We start from the raw sequence: 21,911 nt of genomic DNA, 5'->3' as shown, positions 1-21,911 counted from the left end.
TATTTTCATTTTTTGCCTTCCAAAAGTAACGCTAATTTTAGGTCACCCTTGGCAGACTAAATTTCGGGGGAAGCTCAATTTTTCCCGCAAGAAGGCCAACGCTTGAAAGTTTTCACTATGAACAAGCACACCATCTGTTGATACGTCCAAATCCGCCACATGCTTTAGTAACCCAGCCTTAAACTCCGCAGCAAACAAACTCGTATCCACCATCCGATACAGCCCAGCCTTCAAATCCTCCAGCGTTCCCGGCGCATCGCCATCCCACACGCCCAGCTGTTTCCACTGCGCCCACTGCTGCGCGTTCGCTACCACTTCCGGCCACAGCGCTTCCGGTACCCGATCCAGCGTGATGCAGTAGTGGCTGGACACCACAAACTTCTTTTTCAGCCACAGCTTCTTCTGGAAGTCTTCCAACTGCGCCAGGAAGGTGATCAGTTCCAGCGCGATGCTGCGCAAGGTTTGGATCATGCGCAGGTTCTTTTCGATGTCCGCAAATGCGCCCGCGTTCTGCACATCGTCCAGATGCATGACTTCGTTCTTGATGTAGAAGTCCAGCTCGCGCCGGAGGAAACCACCCAGGTCTTTGTGGATGAAGTAGTCCGCCGTGTTCTTGGTGGTGTAGGTGGTGAGGTGTTTTTCCAGCAGGCTGCGCTGCGGGTTTTTCTCGGTGGGGGCGCGGCTGCCCAAAGCCAGCCAGCGGGCTTTGACGGCGGCATCTTCCAGCACGGCGGCTACGGCGTCATTCACCAGTTTGTCTTGCTTGGTGCCCTTGGGCTGGGCGGCGTATTCAAAACGCACGATCAATTCTTTTGCGCCGTCGCTGCCCGTCACTTCTTCTACCGGCAGGATGTCTTCTTGGTACTCGTCGCCGTTGTCATCCACACGGGTGAGGGTTTTGGCCTGCACCAGCGCAAAGCGGCGCTCTTTGTCGTTGTCTTTGCGGTTGTCTTTGGCGGTGTCGGCTGCGGCGAGGCGGAAATGCACCGTTCTGCCGTCGTCTAACTTGAAGCTGTAGTTGCTGAAATTCTCGCCGCTCTTGGTGTAGTACTGATCCTTGTTGGCCCAGTGCAGCAGCACTTCTTCGCCCGCATAAGGAATGGCGTAGGTGTCGCCCTTGTAACGGCGCTGGCTGATGAAGTCGCCCTGCTCGTAGTAGCGAGAGAAGAAGGTGAGCAGGTGGGAGAACACAGCGTTTTCGTGCTCGTTGCTGCCGGCAGTGGCGTCTTTGAGCTTGGCGCGCAGTTCTTTGACTTTGGGCAGATCATCGGGATTCGCGCCCAGCGCCAGCGCTTGCTTGAGGGCTTCATCGAGATCGACCTGCAGTTGTTGCGCACTGGCGGCGCTGCCGGCGCAGAGGGCGGCCTTTACCTTGTCAGCCAGCCGGTTTTGCAGATAGTCGCTGATCTCGCCGGCGCGGGCGTTGAGGATGCGGTAGATGCCGAAGTCGAGTTCCGGGCGGTCGATCTGGAAAATTTCGCGCAGCTTGGCGACGAGTTCCTGGAATTTGTCCATTATTTTTCAGTTCCTGGTGTTCAGTTTTCAGCGTTTTGCCCGCTGCCTAGAGCATCTTGCCGCTTGGCGTGGCAGATGAGGATCAAGGTCGGCTCGGAATAATTCAGGGCGAGCAGCACTTTCTTGAGAGCGTGGGATGCCCATCGGGCGCATAAGCATAAACGCTATTTTTTCAAAGTCCATTTTCTCAATGCACGCCCGCATGAACGCACTGCCGAACGCATCGATTACGCCAATGGCTTCAAGCCCAAGACCGTCATGATCCGCCTGGGTGTTACGGATTCTCCCGGTCCGCAACGATTTGCCCGTCGACCAGTTCGATGATGCGGTCGCAGCGTTCGGCCAGGCGCGGGTCGTGGGTGACGATGAGAAAGCTGGTGCCGTCTTCCTGATTGATTTTGCGCAGCAGGGCGAAAATGCTGTCCGCGGTGTGGGTGTCGAGGTTGCCGGTGGGTTCGTCGGCCAGCACCAGGGCAGGGCGCATGGCGAGCGCCCGGGCGATGGCGACGCGCTGTTGCTGGCCGCCGGAGAGCTTGCTCGCGGGATAGTGCAGGCGTTCTTGCAAACCGACCGCGGTGAGCAGTTCGGCGGCGCGGGCATGCATGTTCGCATCGGGGCGGCCGCGTTCGACCAATAGCGGCATCATCACGTTTTCCAGCGCACTGAAGGCGGGAATCAAGAGATGGTGCTGAAAAACGAAACCGATATGCTGCCCGCGCAAGCGGGTGAGGGCGTTTTCCGGCAAGGCGTGGGTGGCGTGGCCGCTGATCGCCAATTCGCCGGCGCTGGGGCGATCGAGCAGACCAATCAGGTTGAGCAGGGTGCTCTTGCCCGAACCGGAAGGGCCGATCAAGGCGGCAAATTCCCCGGCTTGCAGGCTTAAGTCGATGCCGTGCAGAATTTCCGTTTCCCCATCGCCGCTCGGGTAACTTTTGCGGATGCCGCGTAGGCCGAGAACTTCAACCACGAATGGCCACCACCGGATCGAGCCCCGCTGCGCGCCGGGCGGGCAAGAGGGCCGCCAGGACGCCGACCAGGCTGGCCCCGGCGGCCGTCACCAGTATCAGTGCGGGCGGCACTTCGATCATGAACATCGGCGTACCGTCCGGGTTGGTGGCGAGCATGCGCCACACCATCAAGCAGCCCATGGCCAGCAGAGAACCGAGAAAGGAGCCGAGCAGGCCGACGATGCCGCCTTGCAGCAAAAAAGTGCGCAGAATCTGCCCCTGGCTTGCGCCCATGGCGCGCAGGATGCCGATTTCCTTGGCGCGCTGCACGACGGAAACCACCAGCACGCTGGCGATGCCAAACGCCACCGAGAGGGCAATGAAAAAACGGATCAAATTGCTCGAAACCCGCTGCGAATTGAGCGCCGTGAAAAATTGGCTGTTGGTTTTGATCCAGCTGTCGGCTACCAGCCCGGTTTCGCCGGCCAGACGTTGGGCGAGTATTTCTGCGCCGTACATGTCACGCAGCGCAAGATCGATATGCGAGACGCCGCCAATCAGATCGAGCAGGTTTTGCGCGCTGCGTAAGCCGACATAAACGTTGCGGCTGTTCGCCGTTTTATTGCCCAAATCGAACAGGCCGACGATAGTCAGCGTGTCGGTCGCGCCGCTGCTGGCTTTGATGCGCAGTTTGTCGCCCAGACTGGCCCCCAGTTCGCGCGCCAGCTCGATGCCGATGACCACTTCTCCGGCATGGGTGCGCAATTCTCCGGCAACGATTTTGTTATGTAAATCAATCACCTGAATATATTCTTCCGGGAGGATGCCGTAGAGGGTAATGGCTTTGTTGGCATCGCCGCGCACGGCAAAGGCCGGGCCGGAAGCCACCGGCGAGACGGCAGCGATTTCTGGCAGGTTTTCCAGGCGGGTGCGGATCGCCTGCCATTGGTCGATGGAGCGCAGCCGCTGCGCCTGGCGCTGGATGAGCGCGGCGTGCGCAGCGCCTTGGGCACGGGCGATTTCTTCCGGGGGCAGCAAGACGAGGTGCGCCTGGGCGCTCAAGGTGCGTTTGACGATATTGCTTTGCAGCCCGGTGAGCAGGGCCGACATGAAAACGATTACGGCCACGCCCACGCCCACGCCGACGATGATGAGCAGGGTTTGCGCTCGCCCTTCGCGCAGAAAACGGGTAGCGGCGATCCACTCAAAGGGCAGCCAGGCGGGCAGGGGACGCATGATTTAGCGTTTGGCCCGCACCCGGTCGCCCGGAAGAACCGTGCTTTCACGCGCTGGAATGAGCAACTCACCCGCCGTCAAACCTTCGCTGACTTCGCAGAATTGGGCATCGCGCAGCCCCAGGGTGACCGCCTGACGCTGGGCGACACCGTCGCGCAGCACCAGCACCCAGTTTTCGCCCGCGCTGCCGCGCAAAGCATCCAGCGGCAGGCGCAGGGCATCGGGTTTTTCGCCGGTGCGGATGTCGATCGACACGGTCATATCTTCTTTCAGATAAGTCGGGGCTTGCGCCACCACGAGGCGCACTTCGACCGAGCCGCGCAAGGGATCGACCGCCGCTCCGATGTAATTGATCGTCGCGGCAAAGTGCTGATCCGGCCAGGCGTCTGCGGAAACCTGGGCGTTTTGTCCCAGGGCCAGCCAGCGCAGATTTTTTTCGTCGATATGCACGACGAGCTCGGTGTCGCCTTCCGGAGACAGAGTGAGTAAGACTTTGCCCAGCTGCACGCTATCTCCCGGTTCCACCAGGCGGCTCAAAATCGTGCCGGCACGCGGCGCCTGCAACGTGGTGTAGGCCAGTCGAGCATCTGCCAGCGCGAGCGCGGCGCGCGCCTGGACAACGGCGCTTTCGGCCAGCCGATAATCGCTGCCGCCTTGCGCATTGCTGCTGGCTTGCAAGTTGGCGGCGGCAAACTGACTTTCGGCCACGGTCAGCGCCCGGCGTGCGTCATCAAGCTGATTGGGGCTGTAAAACCCCTTCGCGACCAAGGTTTCAACCCGCTGAAACTGCTGTTTGGCTTGCGTCAGCGTGGCCTCGGCTTGCCGCCGGCTTTCCTGATTGAGCGGGGCCACCAGCTGGCGTAATTGCTGCAGACGCAAATCGGCCTGGGCCAGCTGTGCCGCCGCCTGGCTTTGTGCCGCCCGCAGTTCGCGGTCATCCAAAATGAGCAGAACTTCGCCGGGGCGGACCGCCTGACCTTCCACGACGTTCACTGCGCGCACCTGGCCGCTGATCTGCGCTGCCAGTTCGCTGCGCTGCGGCGAGCGCACCTTGCCGCTGGCGACCACCGCCTGACGAATCAGCCCTTGATCAACGCTCAAGGTGTGCACCCGGGGTCCGAACAGGCGTGTCAGGCCGAACGCCAGCAGCGCCAATAGCACGAGTAGCAGGGCAAACAGCAAAAAGCTGCGAGGGCGGCGAAACGACATGATTAGATTGTGCTTATATGCAAATGCGCCATGTTACCCGTTCGCACAGGTTTTTGCGTGCGCGGCAAAGGATCAGAGCGGAGCCCGGTTATGTGCAGAAAGTTCGCTGTTGATCGAGAAAATTCTGGCGCGTACAGGCGTAATGCCGAATTCCGCGAGACGCGCGCTATGCATGGCGAGGTAATTTTCCGCACTGGGGCGATCAGCAAACAGGTACACCCCACCGGCTTCACCCGTCGCCTGGCTTTCTGTCCAGATTTTCCAGAGTAAGCCGGGCTCTTGCGCAATCGACTGTGCCAACTCGCGCAGGGCGGCGCTCATTTCATCGCCCCAGGGGCCTGAGTAGGGGAAATCGACTTGAAGCAGGTAAGGCATGCGGATTCTTTTCGTGGTGGTTGAAATCAATGCCCGCTGTCGTCCAGATACTGCACATCGTCATGCCGGCGCTGATTGGCGAAGTGACGGCGGCGAATGAGGATCATCAGGGCGCTGACGAAAAGCCCAAACAGGCTGACCACCCAGTAAATCGACAAATCGGCGCGGATCATCAGGAAATAGAGGCCGGTCATGACCAGGATGGATAGATTTTCGTTGAAATTTTGCACGGCAATCGAATGTCCTGCCCCCATCAGGATATGGCCGCGATGCTGCAAGAGCGCGTTCATCGGCACGACAAAAAAGCCGGAAAGTGCGCCGATCAGAATCAATAACACCACGGCAAGATGGGTGTGGTGCACGAAATTCATGGCGAGCACGACGATACCCATGGCAATGCCCAGCGGAATCACCTTGACGGAGGTGCGCAAGGTAATGAATTTGGCTGCCAGAATCGCCCCGGCGGCAACGCCGATCGCCACCACGCCCTGGAGCATGGAGGATTGCGTCAAGCCCATGCCGAGCGCGCTATCAGCCCATTTGATGACGATGAATTGCAAGGTCGCCCCCGCGCCCCAGAAGAGTGTCGTCACCGCCAGCGAAATTTGACCGAGCGGATCGCGCCAGAGTAAGGCCAGGCAATATTTAAATTCGTGGATGAGAAAGAAGGGATTTTTGCGCAGTGGCTTATCCGGCACGCCGGTGTGCGGCACGTAAAGATTGAAGGCCGCAGCAATGAAATAAAGCACGGCGATGACCACGATGGTGACTTCGCTGGGCGTATCCATGAACGGTACGCCGAGCGCCAGTACCGGGTCGGTCAGCCCCGGGCGGATCAAGGTGCCGCCGATCACCACGCCGAGGATGATGGCCCCGACCGTCAAACCTTCGATCCAGCCATTGGCCACGACCAGCAAGCGATGCGGCAGGTATTCGGTGAGAATGCCGTATTTGGCCGGCGAATAAGCCGCTGCACCCAGGCCGACCACGGCGTAGGCGAGCAGGGGGTGTACATGGAAAAACATCAGGGCGCAGCCGAAAATCTTGATCGTGTTGCTGATCAACATCACCCGCCCCTTGGGCATGGAATCGGCAAAGGGGCCGACGAAGGCCGCCAGCGCCACGTAGGAAACCGTGAAAAAGGTTTTCAGCAAGGGCTCGTATTCGGTCGGCGCCTGCATGTCGCGCAGGGCGGCAATGGCGACGATGAGCAAAGCGTTATCGGCCAGCGCGGAAAAAAATTGCGCGGCCATGATGATGTAAAAGCCGAATGGCACGAAGAAAACCCCGAGGTTATTACTTTCGGCGTGGTTTATACCACGACTGCGAAAACGCGCCGAAAAAGCCTGTTATGCCATTTTTGAAAGCCTATAAAAACAAGCGCTTGATAAGAAAGGCCGTAGACTGTGGTTGAATACGCCCCTTCCCAACCTGCGGAGTGTGCGCCATGGCCGACCGGCGCCTACAGATTTTCCATGCCGTTGCCCGGCATTTGAGTTTCACCAAGGCGGCAGACGCCTTGTTCATGACCCAGCCTGCCGTCACCTTTCAGATCAAGCAGCTGGAAGAGCAATACGCCACGCGTTTGTTCGAGCGCCGCCACGGCAGTATCGCCCTGACGGCGGCGGGCGAGCTGGCTTACGACTACGCCGAAAAAATTCTTGCGCTCAATGATGAAATGGATCAGCGCATGGGCGAACTGACCGGCGAAATGCGCGGGGTGCTGCTGGTCGGGGCGAGCACGACGATAGCCGAGTTTTTGCTGCCGCGCGTATTGGGCGAATTCAATGCCTTGTATCCGCAAGTGCGGGCACGCTTGATCGTCGGCAATTCTGAAAATATCGAAAATCAGGTCGCCGCCAATAGTCTCGACGTGGGCTTGATCGAGGCTCCCGGCAAATTGGCGGCCCTGGCCAGCAAAATCTGCTGTACCGATGAATTGCAGGTGATCTGCGCGCCGGATCATCCGCTGGCGCAAGCCCAGCAACTCAGCGCGGCCGAGCTCATCGATTACGAATTTATTTCGCGCGAACCGGGTTCCGGCACGCGTGAAATCACCGATGCCTATTTCGCCGCCCAAGGCATCGCCCCGGAACGCCTGAAAACCCAGATGGAGCTGGGCAGCCCGGAAGCCTTGAAAGGCGTGGTGGCGACCGGTTTGGGTTTTAGCATCGTGTCGCGCGCCGTGGCCGAACAGGAAATAAAACATGGCCGCCTGGTCGGCATCGCCTTGTCGCCGGTGTTGCAGCGCGATTTGCACCTGATTCATCCGCGCGATCGTTTTCAGTCGAAGCTGTTATCGACCTTCATCGATTTTGCCCGCCGCAAATTGAAAGAGCAGGCCGCATGAACGTTTTACATCCCACGACGTCTTCGCGCCCGATCTGCGCGCGTATTTTTCCCGAGGCATTACGCCACAACTACCGCCTGTGCAAAGAAAAAGCGCCCGATTCCCGCGCTTGGGCGGTCATCAAGGCCGATGCTTACGGCCATGGCCAGCTGCGGGTGGCACAGGCATTGCGCGAGGTGGCCGACGGTTTTGCCTTGCTTGAATGCGAAAACGCGCTGGCGCTGCGCGAAGCCGGCTTCAAACATCCTTTACTCTTACTCGAAGGTGTTTTCAACGAGGCCGATGCGCGCCATGTCGTTACCCACGATTTGCACACTGCGGTGCATTGTGTGGAGCAAATTGAAATGCTGGCTGCCCACGCCACGGCGGAACACACGCTGAATCTGCACCTGAAAATCAACAGCGGCATGAACCGCCTGGGCTTTGACGAGCACAGCTTGGCGCGCGCCTGGGCCAGCCTGGAAAAAATCCCCAGCCTCAACCTGAGCCTGATGACCCATTTCGCCAATGCCGACGATGCGCTCGGCGTGAAATGGCAGCTGGCGCGTTTTCGCTTGTTGGCAGGCGTTTGGCGTGGCCCGGTCAGCCTGGGCAATTCGGCTGCCATTTTGCGCCACCCGGAGGCTCACGGTGACTGGGTGCGCCCCGGCATCATGCTCTACGGTGCCAGCCCTTTTGCCGATCAACTGGGGGAGAGCATGGGTTTGCAGCCTGCCATGGCGCTGGAAAGCCGCATCATCGGCGTGCAGCACCTGGCTCCCGGCGAGCGCGTCGGTTACGGCGGTTTATTTACGGCGGAGCAGCCGATGCGTATCGGCATCGTTGCCTGCGGCTATGCCGATGGCTACCCGCGCTCCGCCCCGACCGGCACTCCGATCGCCGTGGCCGGGCGCATGAGCCGCACCCTGGGGCGCGTTTCCATGGATATGCTGGCCTGTGATCTCAGCCATATCCCGGAAGCCGGTTTGGCCAGCCCGGTGACCCTGTGGGGGCCGGGGGAGGCCGGAAAAGTGCCGGCCGAAGCCGTCGCTGCCGCCGCCGGCACCATTGCCTACGAACTTTTTTGTGCGCTTTCACCACGTGTTCCGGTGGTTTTGGCCGCAGAGGAAAGCAGCTGTTGAACTGGCGCGCCAGCGCATGAATTGCTCGCCCCGGGCTCGGCCAAGGGCCTTGCTTACCTGAACGGAGTTTGAAATTTTACCGAGTCGAATCAAGCGCTGAAGCAGAAGTTCAGTGCCTGCAGGTGGCGAGGTGTGAGGTATTTCAACCCCCATAAAGCAACGGAATCATCATGCGACATGTGCTGATCATTGCTGTTTTTTTCTCGCTACTGCTGCATGGTTTGGCCCTGTTGAGCTTCGATTTCGGCATGTTCGGCGAGCCGCCGGAAACCCCGTCTTTGCACGCAGAAATTCGCCCGCCAGCGGCCTTGGTGCCGCCTTTAGCCGAGATGGCTGCGGCTGAGCGCCCGGTAAAAAAAGAAAAACCACAGGCCAAACCAGACCCCAAAACTGCGACAAAATCGGCGCAAGAAATCATCACCAGTGCAGCGACAGCGGACGAGAAAACAGCAAGCACCGTTTCCGCCACGGCCCCCGAGTCAGCAAATCATCCCGCGCCCGAGCGGATGGAAACGGCGGCCACCCCCGAGCACGAAAAAACACCGCCCGCAGCGGCGTTTTCCGCCCTGCTGCCTGGCGAGGGGCGGCTTGAATTTGTGGTCATCAAGGAATCGCTGGGTATGCAGATCGGGCGCGCCGAGCATCGCTGGCGCTTTGAGGAAGACGGGAGTTATCAGCTGAACTCGCGTATCGAAACCAGCGGTTTGGCGGCCTTTTTCAAACCTTTGCGCCAGGAACACGAAAGCCGTGGCCGTTTGGGACCCCAGGGCTTGCAGCCAGAAACGTTTCGCGTGCTGCGTAACGGTCAGCCGCGTGGCGAAGATGCCGAATTCGATTGGGCGGCGAATGAAGTCATTTTTTTGCAGCGCGATCCCCGCCGCTACGCGCTCAAGGCGGGCAGCCAGGATGTGCTCTCGCTCAATTATCAGCTGGCGTATTTGCCGCGCCTGGAAGAGGGGGTAGAGATCGGCGTCGTCACCGGCAAAAAATACGAGCGCTATGCGCTGGACGCCTTAGGGGAAGAAAATCTCACCACCCCGGCCGGTGTTTTTCGCACCCTGCACCTGCGCGCGGCAGGCGAAACCCTGACTGAAATCTGGTTGGCGCTCGATTACCGGCGTCTGCCGGTTAAAATCCGCTTCACCGATAAAAAAGGGGACAGCTACAGCCAGCTTTTAAGCAAAATGAATGCTGAGTTGGCTGATGCGCCACTTGCGCCTGCCTCTGCGGACACCGCCACGCCAAAAAATGAGTAAATAATGAAATATCGTCTTACCCCCGCCTTGTTCAAGCAAACCGAAAGCGTACTTGCCCAGGTGTTGCGTTTCGAGCACCCGGCCGATGCCGTTTTGTCGCGTTATTTTCGTGAAAACCGGCAGTTAGGCCACGCCGACCGCGCTTTCGTTGCCGAAACCGTATTTGCTTTTTTGCGCCGCCGGCGCAGCCTGGAAGCTGCGTGCAGCGCCCAGCCGGATCATCGGCAGCGGGTCCTGGCGACTTTGATTTTGGCGCGCGGCTGGCGCAGCGATGATTTGAACGGCGTCATCAAAAGCAGCGAAAAAGAATGGCTGGCCGCCTTGCCAACGTTCGATACGGCAAATTTGCCGCCGGCGCTGCGCTGCGATCTGCCGGATTGGCTGTACGAACGCCTGCTGGCGCAGTACGGTGAGGCCGAGGTAGTTGCCTTGGCACAGGCCTTGAGCCGCCCGGCACCGCTTGATTTGCGCACCAATATTTTGCACGGCACGCGTGAAGATGTTTTACGAAAACTCGCCGAAGCTGGCTTTTCTGCCGTGCCCGGCCAGCTCTCGCCGCTTGCGGTGCGGCTACGCGGCAAACCGGCGCTGGCCCGTCAGCCGCTTTTTCTTTCAGGCGACATAGAAGTGCAGGACGAAGGCAGCCAGCTTTTGGGCCTTTTGCTGGAAGCCAAGCGCGGCGAGATGGTGACGGATTTTTGCGCCGGAGCCGGCGGCAAAACCCTGCTCATCGGCGCACAGATGCGGAATACCGGGCGGCTCTATGCCTTCGATGTGTCGGAAAAACGCCTGAGCAAGCTCAAGCCGCGCCTGGCCCGTTCCGGCTTGTCGAATGTGCATCCGGTGCGCATCGAGCACGAGCGCGACAGCCGGGTGAAGCGCCTGAGCGGAAAAATGGATCGTGTGCTGGTCGATGCGCCGTGCTCCGGCCTGGGGACCGTGCGCCGCAACCCGGATTTGAAATGGCGGCAAGAGGCAAGGGACATCGACGAACTGCGCGCCAAACAAGCCGCCATTCTGGCGGCAGCGGCCAGCCTGGTGCGTCCTGGCGGACGTTTGGTCTATGCCACCTGCAGCCTGCTCGAAGAAGAAAACGGCGCAGTCGTGGCTGATTTTCTGGCGCAGCATCCAGAGTTTTTCCCCTTGTCCGCCGCAGAAATTCTGGCGCGCCAGGGCATCGTGCTGCCGGGTGAGCCATTGCCGGGTGAGTCACTGCGCCTGCGCCCGGATGTGCACGACACCGATGGTTTCTTTGCCGCCGTACTGGAGCGGCGCACATGAATGGCGTGTTAGACGGCGGACAATGGCAGATTCTCGCCCAGCTGAAACAGCTGCGCCGCGATGTAGAAGCCCCGGATTTCATCTGGCAACTGCTGGCTTTGCTGCTCTGCCTGGGGCTGGCCTATTTTCTCGCCTATCGCTATTTACGCTGGCGGCGCAGTCAAAACAGCGCCCCGTTACGCTTGCGCCAAATGGGCGAGCGCCTGGTTTTTCCCTTGCTGGCTTCCATTCTGGTGGGGGTGGCGGCAGTCGTGCTCAAACCCTTCATGGCCGTCAGTCTTTTGGGGGTGGCACTGCCTTTGCTGGCGGCGCTCGCCTTGGTGCGCATGGTGGTGTTCATCCTGCGCCATTCTTTTTCCGATGCGCACTGGCTGGCGCAAGGCGAGCGCCTGATCAGCGCCCTGGTTTGGCTGTGGTTGGCGCTTTACATCACGGATCTGGCCCCGCATCTCATTGATTTATTTGAACAGGTCGAGTTTCGCCTGGGGCGGCGCGAATTCAATGTGTGGATGGTCGTCCATGCGCTGACCACGGTTTTCTTTACCGTCATGGGGGCGCTCTGGCTATCCAGCCTGATCGAAAACCGCCTGATGGGCGCGGCGAACCTCGATGGTAATTTGCGTCTGGTCGCCGTGCGCGTGGTGAAAGCTGTGATGACAGTCCTTGCCCTGCTGGTGGCTTTGTCGCTCTTTGGCATCGACATTACCGCGCTCTCCGTCTTTACCGGCGCGCTGGGGGTTGGCCTGGGCCTGGGCTTGCAAAAAATTGCGGCCAACTACGTGGCCGGTTTCATCTTGCTGCTCGAGCGGGCGGTGCGTATCGGCAACATCGTACAAATCGGCACGGAAACCGGCACGGTCAGCGAAATCACCACACGCTACACGGTGATTCGCGGTGGCAACGGCATCGAATCGATCGTTCCCAACGAAACCATGATCGCCTCCACCGTGCAAAACCAAACTCTGAGCGACCCACGCCAGCGGCTAGTTACCCGCGTCGGTGTCGGCTACGCCAGCGACGTCGAACAGGCCTTGCAAATTCTGCTCGCCTGCGCCCAAAAACAGCCCCGGGTTTTATCAACGCCAGCACCGGCGGCCTTTCTGGTCGCCTTTGGCGACAGCAGTATCGACCTCGAACTCGGCTTCTGGATCGCCGACCCAGAAAATGGCAAAGCCAACCTGCTTTCCGCCGTCAATCTCGAAATATGGCGTAGTTTCAAAGCCCAAGGCATCGAAATTCCCTTCCCGCAGCGTGAGGTGAGGGTGCTGTCGGGGTGATGCGGGCGCATTTTGCTGGCATTGGTTTGCGTGGATTGGCTTGCCCGGGTAAGACGAAGGCGTTCTTGTGCTGAGTGGAATACAAAACAGCAAGATTCTTTACAAACAAACCGCCCCTCCCGGCTTACCATGCGCTTCGTTCGCGCCTCATAGGGCATTACCGCCAGCAGGCCGCCAACAAACCAATCATTCTTCATAAAGGAGCACACCATGGGTATTTTCAGCAATATTTTGTCGAAACTGGGTTTTGGTAAGGCTGAAGCAGCAGAGCAACCGGCCGCTGCGGCTCCGGCGGCTGCTCCGGCAGCAGTTGCGGCTGCGCCGGTGGCGATCAGCGTAGTGGACGTGGTAGGGCAGTTGGAAGCGATGGCGGCAAAACATGCGGAAAAACTGAACTGGAAGGTTTCCATCGTCGATTTGATGAAACTCTTGGGCCTGGATAGCAGCCTGGCAGCGCGCAAAGAACTGGCCGGCGAACTGGGTTGTCCGGCAGAAAAAATGGGCGATTCGGCACAGATGAACATGTGGCTGCATAAAACCGTGCTGCAAAAACTGGCCGACAACGGCGGCAACATCCCGAAAGAATTGCTGTAATTTTTCGGTAAATCAGCAAGGAATGAACAGCCCGCTTCGGCGGGCTGTTTGCGTCAGTGCAGGTGATTCGAGTCCGTCACACGCTTGAGCGCCAGTGTCTTGAACTCGGTCTGTAGGCGTTTTCATTTTAAGTTTTGGTGGAAGCGCGATTTGCGCAATAATGCACCAATAGTATGAAAATCAATGCTGCACCCGACATAGGAGGTACGCCATGGGAACCGTCCGTAAGACCATTACCTTGACCGACCAGCAAGACAATTGGATTAAAGCCCACATCAACGCCGGACACTACACCAATGACAGTGAATGCATTCGCGACCTGATCCGGCGCGAGCAAGAGCGCAGCCTTGAAATGGAGGCCATTCGAACTGCACTGATCGAAGGAGAAGCCAGCGGTGAGCCCAAGCGTTTCGACGCCGAAGCATTCAAGCAAAAAATGATGGCTGTACATGGCTGAATATCGCCTCAGCCCAGCGGCCGAGCGTGATCTCGAGGCTATCTGGATTTACACCGCCCAGCACTGGAGCCTGGAACAGGCCAACTGCTACACCGATAGGTTGACAAGAGCATTCACTGAATTGGCCCAATCCCCGAAAATGGCCCCCGCTTGCGACCCCATCCGGCCGGGCTACCGACGCCATGGTGTTGAGCGGCACATGATTTACTTTCGTATCACGAACTATGACATTGCCATAATCCGGATCCTGCACGAACGCATGGATGTGCCGCGTCATCTGTAGCAAAAGCTACGGCGGGGGGAGGGCGACAGGCCGGCGGCAAGCAGCTGGTCAGCAGGATTCTGGGCCGAGGAAATTAACGCCGCTTTGGGTAGGTAAGAGATGAAGATGCCAATGGCGGCGTAGCTTGGCGTCAGTCTGCGCGCGCTGTGCGAAAATACGCGTTTTCGCAATCTGTTTCGTTCCCATGGCTTACCGCAAACTCAATGTGCCGCAGCGCGGCATGCTCGATGCTTATGAAAACCTGCTCGCTGACCGAGGGTTTGTCGCCGATGCGGCGCAGCTGCGCGCCGCCAAAGCCTTACAAACGCTTTATGAGAATTTGCTGCAATTCAAGGTGCAACGCGGCAGCACCTTGAAACGTTTGTTGTCGCCGCCCAAACCGCCGCAGGGCGTCTATTTTTGGGGCGGGGTCGGGCGCGGCAAAAGTTTTTTGATGGATTGTTTTTACGAATCAGTGCCTTACCGGCGCAAAAAACGTCTGCATTTTCACTCCTTCATGCAGCAGATTCACCGCGATCTGGAAAAGTACAAGGGTGAAGCTGATCCCATGCTAAAGGTGGCTGCGGCCATTGCCAAGGAAGTGCGTTTATTGTGTTTCGATGAGTTTCACGTCTCCGACATTGCCGACGCGATGATTCTCGGGCGCTTGCTGGAAGGGCTTTTCAGTCAGGGGGTGGTGCTCGTCATGACCTCGAACTATCCGCCGCAGCGGCTTTATCCGAATGGTTTGCATCGGGAAAGTTTTTTGCCAGCGATTGCGCTCATCCAAAAACATCTCGACGTGTATGAAGTGGATGCCGGTATCGATTACCGCTTGCGGGCGCTGGAGCAGGTGGAGATTTACCACTATCCCGCCGATGCGGCGTCCGAGGCGCGGATGCTGGAATACTTTCAAACGGTTGCCGGCGAGGCCGGACAGGCCGGTGGGCAGATCACGATTCTGGAACGTGAAATCCCTACGTTGCGCCGCGCGCATGGCGTGGTCTGGTTTGATTTTCGCACCCTGTGCGGCGGGCCGCGCTCGCAAAATGATTATCTGGAAATTTCCCGCGCCTATCACACCGTGCTGCTCTCCGGCATTCCGCGCCTGACGCAGCATCAGGCCTCCGAAGCGCGCCGCCTGACCTGGCTGGTCGATGTGTTTTACGACAGCAAAGTGAAATTGATCGCAACCGCCGAATGTGCCGCCGATGCGCTCTATACCGAGGGTACGCAGGCCACGGAATTTACCCGCACGGTGAGCCGCCTGACCGAGATGAACTCGCGCGCCTATCTCGCCGAGGCGCATATCGTCGCCCCTTAACCGGAGAACACCCGTGAGCTGTTTTTTGCGTAACGTCTTGTGTTTGCTCTGTTTTCTCTGGAGCAGCCTGGCCATTGCAGAACTGGAAGTGATTCCGCTGAAAAGTCGCACGGTGAATGAAGTGCTGCCGGTTTTATTGCCCTTGGTGGAACCCGGCGGCACGCTGACGGGCATGAATAACCAGCTGTTTTTGCGTGCTTCGCCCGCCAATCGGGCCGACATCAAACGGGCGCTGGCGGCCATTGATCGGCCGGTGCGCCGCCTGGTGATCGAGGTCGCACTCGATCGTCAACAGACACAGGAAGCGCGCGGTGCGGCTGCCTCCGGGCAAGTGCTCATGGGGCGACACAACAGCGTGCAGGCGCGCGGCGAGGTGTGGGATACACGTAGCGCTAGCGGCGAAAACAGCGCGCAGCGAGTGCAGGTGGTCGATGGCGGGCAAGCCTTCATTCAGGTCGGGCGCAGTCTGCCGCTGCCCTTGCGGCAGGCGGTGATCGGCCCCGGCGGGGCGGTGGTGCAGGAAGGCATCGTCTATCACGACGTCGGCAATGGTTTTTACGCCCGTCCCCGTCTGCATGGTGAAGGGGTGACACTCGATATCAGCCAACACAATGCGCGCCAGATCGATCGCCAAACCAAGTCCCATCGTCTAGATGCCCCTGCAGCGATTACCACGCAGGAACTGTCCACTACGGTCAGCGGGCGTTTAGGGGAATGGATCGAACTTGGCGGCGTCAGCCACCAAGGCATGCAGCGCCAGGGCGGCGGTTTCAGCGTCGGCACGGCGCAAAGGAGCGAAGCGCGTTCGATCTGGCTGAAGGTCGATCTGGCGCAATAAGGTTTTCTTCACCTTGGCAGCGGTTTTATTGGCTGCAGCATTGACCTAACTTTCAAGGAGGCAAACCACATGGAACGCACTGAAGTCATCGCCCGTTATCGCACTATCCGCGCCCGCAGTGAGGCGCTGGCGGCCCCCTTGAGTGAAGAGGATTGCTGCGTGCAGTCGATGCCCGATGCCAGCCCGAGCAAATGGCACCTGGGACACACCACCTGGTTTTTTGAAACCCTGGTACTGGAAGGGCATGAACCGGGTTATCAGGCTTTTGAGCCGGTGTTTCGCGTGCTTTTCAATTCCTATTACAACACGGTCGGCGACAAGCATCCGCGCCCGCGCCGGGGTTTGCTGACGCGTCCGCCGCTGGCCCATATTTATGCTTATCGCCAGCAGGTCGATGCGCGCATCTTGCGTTTATTGGAAAACGCCCCGGACGAGGTATTGACACTGGTGGATCTGGGCTTGCACCACGAACAGCAGCACCAGGAGCTTTTTCTCACCGATCTTAAGCACCTTTTTTCCTGCAGCCCGATTTACCCCGGCTACCGCGCCCCCTTGCCGCCGGCAAAAACTGCGAGCCCTCTGGCCTGGATAGATTTTCCGGGGGGTTTGGTAGACATCGGTCACGCCGGAAAAGATTTTGCCTACGATAACGAAGGCCCGCGCCACCGTGTCTGGCTGGAAGCTTATCAACTTGCCTCACGCCTGGTGAGCAATGCGGAGTTTGCCGCCTTTATTGCCGCCGGCGGCTATGAAGATCCGCTGTATTGGTTATCCGACGGCTGGAATTGGCGGCAGAGCGAAGGCCGCGCGCACCCGGTCTATTGGCACGGCGATGCGGCGACGGGCTGGCAGGAATTCACCCTGGGTGGGCTGGCCGCACTCGACCCCAACCGCCCCGTAGTGCATGTCTCGTATTACGAAGCCGATGCCTATGCGCGCTGGGCCGGTGCGCGCCTACCAAATGAAGCGGAGTGGGAGGCGGCAGCACGCAATTTCGCCGTTACCGGGCATTTTGCCGATCGCGCTGTGTATCACCCGGAGGCCGCGAGCCAAGACGGTTTGCAGCAAATGTACGGCGACGCCTGGGTGTGGACCGCCTCATCCTATTCGCCTTACCCCGGCTTTCAGGCGGTGGCCGGGCCGGTAGGGGAATACAACGGGAAATTCATGGTGAATCAATATGTGCTGCGTGGCGGTTCCTGCGTTACGCCAGAAAACCACATACGCGCAAGCTACCGCAATTTCTTTCCCGCCAACGCCACCTGGCAATTTTCCGGCATCCGCTTGGCGCGTTAAAACCGGTAAAAAAGCTTATATGTAGCCAGGCGCACGCCGTGCGCCCCTGCGAAACCATGGTCTTGCGGCTCCGATGGCTTGCTGACTGCCAAAGCTATTGGTGGTAGTCACTCTCACGTTGATGACGCACCGCCAATACTGTCACCGTCTCGGTATCGTCAATTTCAAAAAGCGCGACATAGCCGGTTGCGCCAAATGGGATGAGCAACTCACGCAAAAACGGTGAATCGGTCACCGCTTTGCGGCACGTAAAAGGAATCTGCTCCAGAGCGACCATGCCCGCACGAATCACCTCCAGCGCCCGCTCTGCCAACGCCCAATCGGTGGCATCCCGTTCAAGAATGAATTCATACAGCCTGACCAGGTCTGCCTCGGCCTCTTGGGTAAAACGAACCCGATAGGTCATGCTGAGGATTTACCCGACCTGGCCTGATCAAGCATCCCCTGGAGCCGATTCAGTACGGCAGAAACCTCAACATAGCCCCCGGTCTGCCTTGCCTGATCGCGAGACCTCAGCCCCCGTGCGATGAATTCTTGCTCGGCTTGGCGCTGGGCGACCGTCTGACGAATCGCTTGCTCGACAAAACCTGACAGGCTTTCTCCTTCGTGTAAAACGCTTTCTGCAGAACGGCGCAGTTCTGGATCAACCCGCAAAGAAGGAATCGTGGCAGTTTTCATTGAAGCGTCCCATGCGTTGCATTTGCAATGCAGTATGACAATATTTTGCCAGTCAAGCAAGCAGGAAAAAAGGGAAATGGGGTGATCTAATCCATCTTCTGGTGTGGCGCTTCAGACTCGACGCCGACGCTTGACGAAAAACGACGGTCGGCCCCGATGGAGCCCCAGAAACTTGGCTGCCCTTGCGTTTACTCGCCTTGCGCCCAGCACACGGCAAACCAGTTTTGCGGGTCCTGCCACCAGCGCAGCTTTTTGAAACCGGCAGCGTGGAGCAGGGCGCTGGCGCTTTCTTGCGTGTATTTATGGGAGTACTCGGTGTGAATGCGCTCACCCGGCACAAAATGGCGCTCTGCCGGTTGCCCGCCGTCGCCCCAACGGATACTGCTGGTACGGCGCGCTTCCAGATGCATTTCGATACGGCTTTCGGCGGCGTTGAAAAAAGCGATGTGGCGAAAATGGCCGATTTTCAAACTTGCGCCCAACTCGCTGCGCAGCACTTTGAGGAGATTCAGGTTGAAGGCCGCGGTAATGCCCAGCGAATCGTTGTAGGCATCGTCCAGAACGGATTGCTCTTTCACCAGATCAAAACCAATCAAGAGCCCGCCGCCCTGGCAAGCCGCGTGGGTTTGGCGCAAGAAGGCGAGGGCCTCGTCCGGCATGAAATTACCAATGCTGGAACCGGGATAAAACAAGGTGCGCGGCCCGCTAGCGAGAGATTCCGGCAACTGTAGATGGCGAGAAAAATCGCAGCCGATGCCGCTCATGCGAATTTCGGGATGGCGAAATTGCAAATACGCCAGAGCTTCAGCCAAAAACTGCACGGAAATATCGACGGCAACATAGTGCTGCGGCCTAAGCTTAGGGAAGAGGCTGGCCGCCTTGGCGCAGTTGCCAGCCCCCAGATCGATCAAAGTCCCATCCTGGCCGATACAGGCGGCAATTTCATCCGCGTAATGCTGAAAAATCCAGGCTTCGGTGCGTGTCGGGTAGTACTCGTCAACTTCCGTAATGGCAGCGAACAGACTGGACCCCAGGCGATCGTAAAGGAACTTGGGGGCGATGCGCGCCGCCGGGGCAAGCAAACCCGCCGCCAATTCAGCACGTAGTGCAGCATGATCGAGTTGATGCAACTCCAGCAGATGCGGGCGCAAGGCTGCGCTCATTGTGGCTGACCTTGTTGCGTACCTTGACGCGCTTCCCAGGCGCTCACTTCATCGATGATCTGCTGGCTGCTCTTGTAGTGCGGCACGCGCCACAGCATGCGCCAATAGCGGCGCGGCACGCTGTTATGCCCGGCAATTTCATCATTCCAATAGGCGTGGGCGAGCTGCAAATGGCGCTCGCGATCGAGTTCAAAGGCCTTGATCGAGCGCTCGCTGCCAAAAATATAGAGTTTTTCGTCATATATGCGCCAGAACCCAGGATCGCCGCCCATAGGAATGGCGTAGAGGATGCCGTTGGCGCAGAAACCACCGAATTGCGGCAGATATTTTTCCGGGCTGGCGTCAAACAAGGTTTTATTGGTGCTGCTGGCAAAATAAAAATCCGTGGCCGCGTATTGGCTGCGGTGCGCCTTATCTCCCTGGCGCGCTTGATTGTCAGTGAAATAGGCAACGACATCGTAGCCTTGCAGCATCAAACGTGAGCTCTCGGCGCTGGACTGGGCATTGACAGGTGAATAGGCGCTGCTCGGGTTCTGCACCACGAGGCCGCAGCCGCTTAAACCAAGTAGAAAAAACGAGGTGAGGAGGGCGGTTTTCATGGGGTTTCTCCAAGAAACTCAGTAAAAATTTGTTCTTTCGATGCGGCCGGTAGCGGCGCGCTTTCAGCATAGGGGGCGGGCCAGCCGAACAGGGCGCTGGCCTGCAAACAGCGCTCGCGCAGCGCGTTTTCGTCGCGCCCGCCGAGATGCACGATGGCATAGCGATGACTACCCAGCCACTTGTTGTCACGGGCGCGACCTTGCGCTGTGCTGGGGAAATTGAGCAAGAAAGCATCCGGAAACTGCTGTGCAAATGCTTTGTGCTGGGCCGCACTGGGCGGGGGCGGGCAGCGCTGAGGGTCGAAACTGCGATAAACAAAACTCGCTGCGGCACCTGCGGTCGGCGTAAGGCGCGGTAACTGCGCGGGATCCTCGCCATGTGCGAGTGCAAGTTGCACGGCATAGAGGTCGATACCTTCGACGCGCAGATACAAATCCGCCAGCTGCGAAGCCATACGCGGATTGAATTCGATCACGCTCAAACGCTGGCTCACGGCATCGTAGAAAAACTCCATATTGAACACGCCGTGCGTAAAACCGACGGCGGCAAGAAAGCGGGCTGCCACATCCAGGGCGCGCTGCTGCACGTTTTCCGGCAGGCGACTCGGGTAGGCAAAGCGCATGAAAGCCTGAGTCCCGGGGTACATGATGGAATCAGTCACCCCAATCTTGGTTGCCTGCCCCTTGAAGACATAGCCGTCGAGATTGAATTGCGCCGCCTGGCTGGGGGCTTCCCACATCAGTCGATGCGCCGTCCCGGCTTGCGGCAGATAACTGCGGGCAATACGCTCAAAAGGCTCGACCAGATGTTCGATGATCCAGCGTTCGCCCCAGCCAAAGCGGGTGTGGGCGTGCAATTCTTCGGCATTTTTAACTTCTCGCGCCAGCACAGAAAACGCAGCCTTGATTGGTTTAACGAAAACTGGATAAGGCAGCCCAGGAGGAATCGGCGCACCATAGGGGGCATCGATCAAACCGTGCGCCACATTCGCTTCCGGGCAAACCTCAGCCAGCACATGCCGGGCGTGGAGCTTGTGCTGGCAAGCAATAATCGCCTGTGGTGCCGTTCCCGGCCAACCCATGCGTTGTGCAAGCAGCGCCGCCGTCAGCGCGCCAAATTGTTCGTGGTTGGAGATGACCGCCCGCCAGCCAGATTTTTTCGCCCGCCGCGCCAGCCGATCCACCATGCGCGCCATATCGAACCAGGCGAGGCGCGTGTTGTCGGGAAAGCGAAACAAATCAAAGCCCGCCTCGGCAAAACCCCGCGTTTTCTCCTGACACCCCAAGGCCTGCCGGGCAAACCCCGCACGGTCCCAGTCGTAATTGAACAAAAGCAGGGTGGTCGGAGAGGCAGTCATCGGGAATTGGAAAAAAATGAGCCCGGATTATAAGCGTTCGCTAAATAAAGCAGGTCAGAATTTCTGTCGCGTTGATGAAGCAAGGCCGGAGAGCCAACGTTTGGTGTAACTACAAAACGGAATTACAATAAAACCGCAATGGAACTTGAGTGGAACGCCGACAAAGCGGCACAAAATCTGAAAAAGCACGGCGTTTCTTTCGAGGATGCCGAGCTTGTTTTTTACGACTCCGGGCGGATTGAAACCTACGACGGACGCGAGGACTATGGGGAAGATCGCTGGGCCACGATTGGCCTTGCTTATTCCGCCATCCTGTATGTGGTCTATACCATTCGACATGAAGACACCGTTCGCCTTATCTCTGCGAGGAAAGCAAATGCCGACGAAAGAAAACAATATCGTGAAGCGAACTCTTGATCTCAAGAAGCCGCCGCAATTGAGCGCCGAGCAAAAGGCACGGCTGGATGCTTTGGCCTCGATGCCTGATGAGCAAATCGACTACAGCGACGCGCCTAACCTGCCTGATGCCGTTTGGACAAAGACCGCAGCGGTATTGCCGCACGCCAAAAAGCAAATCACGCTGCGCATTGATGCTGAGGTGCTGGAGTTCTTCAAAGATACTGGTAAGCGGTATCAGTCGCGCATGAATGCTGTTTTGCGCTCCTACGTGGAGGCGCACAAGGCGCACGCGAAATGAACAGAGCTATCGCATACGCAGATGTCGTAAACCCTAAAAGAAAGTCGTTCACAATCAATCGGTTATGACAGGGGCTTG

General features: G+C 58.6%; 24 protein-coding genes. 13 read left to right on the top strand and 11 right to left on the bottom strand.

Annotation, left to right across the window (positions count from 1 at the left end; translation table 11 throughout):
• Positions 1–42: 42 nt before the first annotated feature.
• The 6 genes from ACM62Q_RS10320 to lplT all read right to left on the bottom strand — a co-directional run bounded on the left by ACM62Q_RS10320 (position 43) and on the right by lplT (position 6,559).
• The gene (locus tag ACM62Q_RS10320; RefSeq protein ID WP_415036239.1) at positions 43–1,515 is read right to left on the bottom strand and encodes a hypothetical protein; all 1,473 of its coding nucleotides are present in this window, start codon (positions 1,513–1,515) and stop codon (positions 43–45) included.
• A 274-nt stretch (positions 1,516–1,789) separates the two neighbouring features.
• Entirely contained in the window at positions 1,790–2,482 is a 693-nt protein-coding gene (locus ACM62Q_RS10315; RefSeq protein ID WP_415036237.1) for an ABC transporter ATP-binding protein, read from the bottom strand.
• Positions 2,475–3,698, bottom strand: a complete 1,224-nt coding sequence (locus tag ACM62Q_RS10310) for an ABC transporter permease (protein WP_415036235.1) — start codon at positions 3,696–3,698, stop codon at positions 2,475–2,477. Before ACM62Q_RS10310 ends, ACM62Q_RS10315 begins: the two co-directional genes overlap by 8 nt.
• 3 nt (positions 3,699–3,701) lie before the next feature.
• Positions 3,702–4,907, bottom strand: coding sequence for an efflux RND transporter periplasmic adaptor subunit (locus tag ACM62Q_RS10305; RefSeq protein WP_415036233.1), 1,206 nt, complete (start codon positions 4,905–4,907; stop codon positions 3,702–3,704).
• 72 nt (positions 4,908–4,979) lie between these two features.
• A complete protein-coding gene (locus ACM62Q_RS10300; RefSeq protein WP_415036231.1) occupies positions 4,980–5,282 on the bottom strand; it encodes a monooxygenase in 303 nt (100 codons plus the stop codon).
• Positions 5,283–5,308: 26 nt separating this feature from the next.
• Positions 5,309–6,559 (bottom strand): lysophospholipid transporter LplT, encoded by a 1,251-nt coding sequence (lplT, locus tag ACM62Q_RS10295; RefSeq protein WP_415036229.1) that lies wholly within the window; start codon positions 6,557–6,559, stop codon positions 5,309–5,311.
• Between the two features lie 170 nt (positions 6,560–6,729).
• On the opposite strand from lplT, the gene ACM62Q_RS10290 reads away from it, so the two are divergent.
• The 11 genes from ACM62Q_RS10290 (at position 6,730) to egtB (ending at position 17,338) form a co-directional block, all read left to right on the top strand.
• Positions 6,730–7,632 carry a LysR substrate-binding domain-containing protein gene (locus tag ACM62Q_RS10290; protein ID WP_415036227.1) on the top strand — a complete coding sequence of 301 codons (903 nt, stop codon included), beginning with the start codon at positions 6,730–6,732 and terminating at the stop codon, positions 7,630–7,632.
• Positions 7,629–8,753 carry an alanine racemase gene (gene alr / locus ACM62Q_RS10285; protein WP_415036225.1) on the top strand — a complete coding sequence of 375 codons (1,125 nt, stop codon included), beginning with the start codon at positions 7,629–7,631 and terminating at the stop codon, positions 8,751–8,753. The genes ACM62Q_RS10290 and alr overlap by 4 nt, the downstream gene beginning before the upstream one ends.
• A gap of 170 nt (positions 8,754–8,923) precedes the next feature.
• A complete protein-coding gene (locus tag ACM62Q_RS10280; protein ID WP_415036223.1) occupies positions 8,924–10,009 on the top strand; it encodes a DUF3108 domain-containing protein in 1,086 nt (361 codons plus the stop codon).
• 3 nt (positions 10,010–10,012) lie between these two features.
• Positions 10,013–11,290 carry an RsmB/NOP family class I SAM-dependent RNA methyltransferase gene (locus ACM62Q_RS10275; protein ID WP_415036221.1) on the top strand — a complete coding sequence of 426 codons (1,278 nt, stop codon included), beginning with the start codon at positions 10,013–10,015 and terminating at the stop codon, positions 11,288–11,290.
• Positions 11,287–12,567 (top strand): mechanosensitive ion channel family protein, encoded by a 1,281-nt coding sequence (locus ACM62Q_RS10270; protein ID WP_415036217.1) that lies wholly within the window; start codon positions 11,287–11,289, stop codon positions 12,565–12,567. The genes ACM62Q_RS10275 and ACM62Q_RS10270 overlap by 4 nt, the downstream gene beginning before the upstream one ends.
• Positions 12,568–12,777: 210 nt before the next feature.
• Positions 12,778–13,161, top strand: coding sequence for a DUF3597 domain-containing protein (locus ACM62Q_RS10265; protein WP_415036215.1), 384 nt, complete (start codon positions 12,778–12,780; stop codon positions 13,159–13,161).
• Between the two features lie 211 nt (positions 13,162–13,372).
• On the top strand, positions 13,373–13,618 hold the full coding sequence (locus ACM62Q_RS10260) for a type II toxin-antitoxin system ParD family antitoxin (protein WP_415036213.1): 246 nt from the start codon (positions 13,373–13,375) through the stop codon (positions 13,616–13,618).
• On the top strand, positions 13,611–13,901 hold the full coding sequence (locus tag ACM62Q_RS10255) for a type II toxin-antitoxin system RelE/ParE family toxin (RefSeq protein ID WP_415036211.1): 291 nt from the start codon (positions 13,611–13,613) through the stop codon (positions 13,899–13,901). The genes ACM62Q_RS10260 and ACM62Q_RS10255 overlap by 8 nt, the downstream gene beginning before the upstream one ends.
• Before the next feature lie 184 nt (positions 13,902–14,085).
• Positions 14,086–15,204 (top strand): cell division protein ZapE, encoded by a 1,119-nt coding sequence (gene zapE, locus ACM62Q_RS10250; protein WP_415036209.1) that lies wholly within the window; start codon positions 14,086–14,088, stop codon positions 15,202–15,204.
• A gap of 13 nt (positions 15,205–15,217) precedes the next feature.
• Positions 15,218–16,042: a secretin N-terminal domain-containing protein gene (locus ACM62Q_RS10245; RefSeq protein WP_415036207.1), complete on the top strand. Its 825-nt coding sequence runs from the start codon at positions 15,218–15,220 to the stop codon at positions 16,040–16,042.
• Positions 16,043–16,111: 69 nt separating this feature from the next.
• Positions 16,112–17,338 carry an ergothioneine biosynthesis protein EgtB gene (gene egtB / locus ACM62Q_RS10240; protein WP_415036205.1) on the top strand — a complete coding sequence of 409 codons (1,227 nt, stop codon included), beginning with the start codon at positions 16,112–16,114 and terminating at the stop codon, positions 17,336–17,338.
• Positions 17,339–17,432: 94 nt separating this feature from the next.
• On the opposite strand, the gene ACM62Q_RS10235 is transcribed toward egtB, so the two are convergent.
• The 5 genes from ACM62Q_RS10235 to ACM62Q_RS10215 all read right to left on the bottom strand — a co-directional run bounded on the left by ACM62Q_RS10235 (position 17,433) and on the right by ACM62Q_RS10215 (position 21,136).
• Positions 17,433–17,744 carry a type II toxin-antitoxin system RelE/ParE family toxin gene (locus ACM62Q_RS10235; protein WP_415036203.1) on the bottom strand — a complete coding sequence of 104 codons (312 nt, stop codon included), beginning with the start codon at positions 17,742–17,744 and terminating at the stop codon, positions 17,433–17,435.
• A complete protein-coding gene (locus tag ACM62Q_RS10230) occupies positions 17,741–18,016 on the bottom strand; it encodes a YlcI/YnfO family protein (RefSeq protein WP_415036201.1) in 276 nt (91 codons plus the stop codon). Before ACM62Q_RS10230 ends, ACM62Q_RS10235 begins: the two co-directional genes overlap by 4 nt.
• A gap of 188 nt (positions 18,017–18,204) precedes the next feature.
• Positions 18,205–19,179, bottom strand: a complete 975-nt coding sequence (egtD, locus tag ACM62Q_RS10225) for an L-histidine N(alpha)-methyltransferase (protein ID WP_415036199.1) — start codon at positions 19,177–19,179, stop codon at positions 18,205–18,207.
• Positions 19,176–19,778, bottom strand: a complete 603-nt coding sequence (locus ACM62Q_RS10220) for a YHS domain-containing (seleno)protein (protein WP_415036197.1) — start codon at positions 19,776–19,778, stop codon at positions 19,176–19,178. Before ACM62Q_RS10220 ends, egtD begins: the two co-directional genes overlap by 4 nt.
• The gene (locus ACM62Q_RS10215; protein ID WP_415036195.1) at positions 19,775–21,136 is read right to left on the bottom strand and encodes an ATP-grasp domain-containing protein; all 1,362 of its coding nucleotides are present in this window, start codon (positions 21,134–21,136) and stop codon (positions 19,775–19,777) included. The genes ACM62Q_RS10220 and ACM62Q_RS10215 overlap by 4 nt, the downstream gene beginning before the upstream one ends.
• 138 nt (positions 21,137–21,274) lie before the next feature.
• Here ACM62Q_RS10215 and ACM62Q_RS10210 point away from each other — a divergent pair, with 138 nt between their 5' ends.
• Together ACM62Q_RS10210 and ACM62Q_RS10205 are read left to right on the top strand one after the other, a co-directional pair.
• Entirely contained in the window at positions 21,275–21,553 is a 279-nt protein-coding gene (locus ACM62Q_RS10210; protein ID WP_415036193.1) for a BrnT family toxin, read from the top strand.
• Complete coding sequence (locus ACM62Q_RS10205; protein WP_415036191.1) at positions 21,513–21,833, top strand: BrnA antitoxin family protein; 321 nt, start codon at positions 21,513–21,515, stop codon at positions 21,831–21,833. Before ACM62Q_RS10210 ends, ACM62Q_RS10205 begins: the two co-directional genes overlap by 41 nt.
• The last annotated feature ends 78 nt before the right edge of the window (positions 21,834–21,911 follow it).

Source organism: Azonexus sp. (genome assembly GCF_047638095.1).
Taxonomy (GTDB): domain Bacteria; phylum Pseudomonadota; class Gammaproteobacteria; order Burkholderiales; family Rhodocyclaceae; genus Azonexus.
The sequence above is the reverse complement of the archived record's forward strand: the minus strand, read 5'-3'. Positions and strand labels throughout refer to the sequence as shown.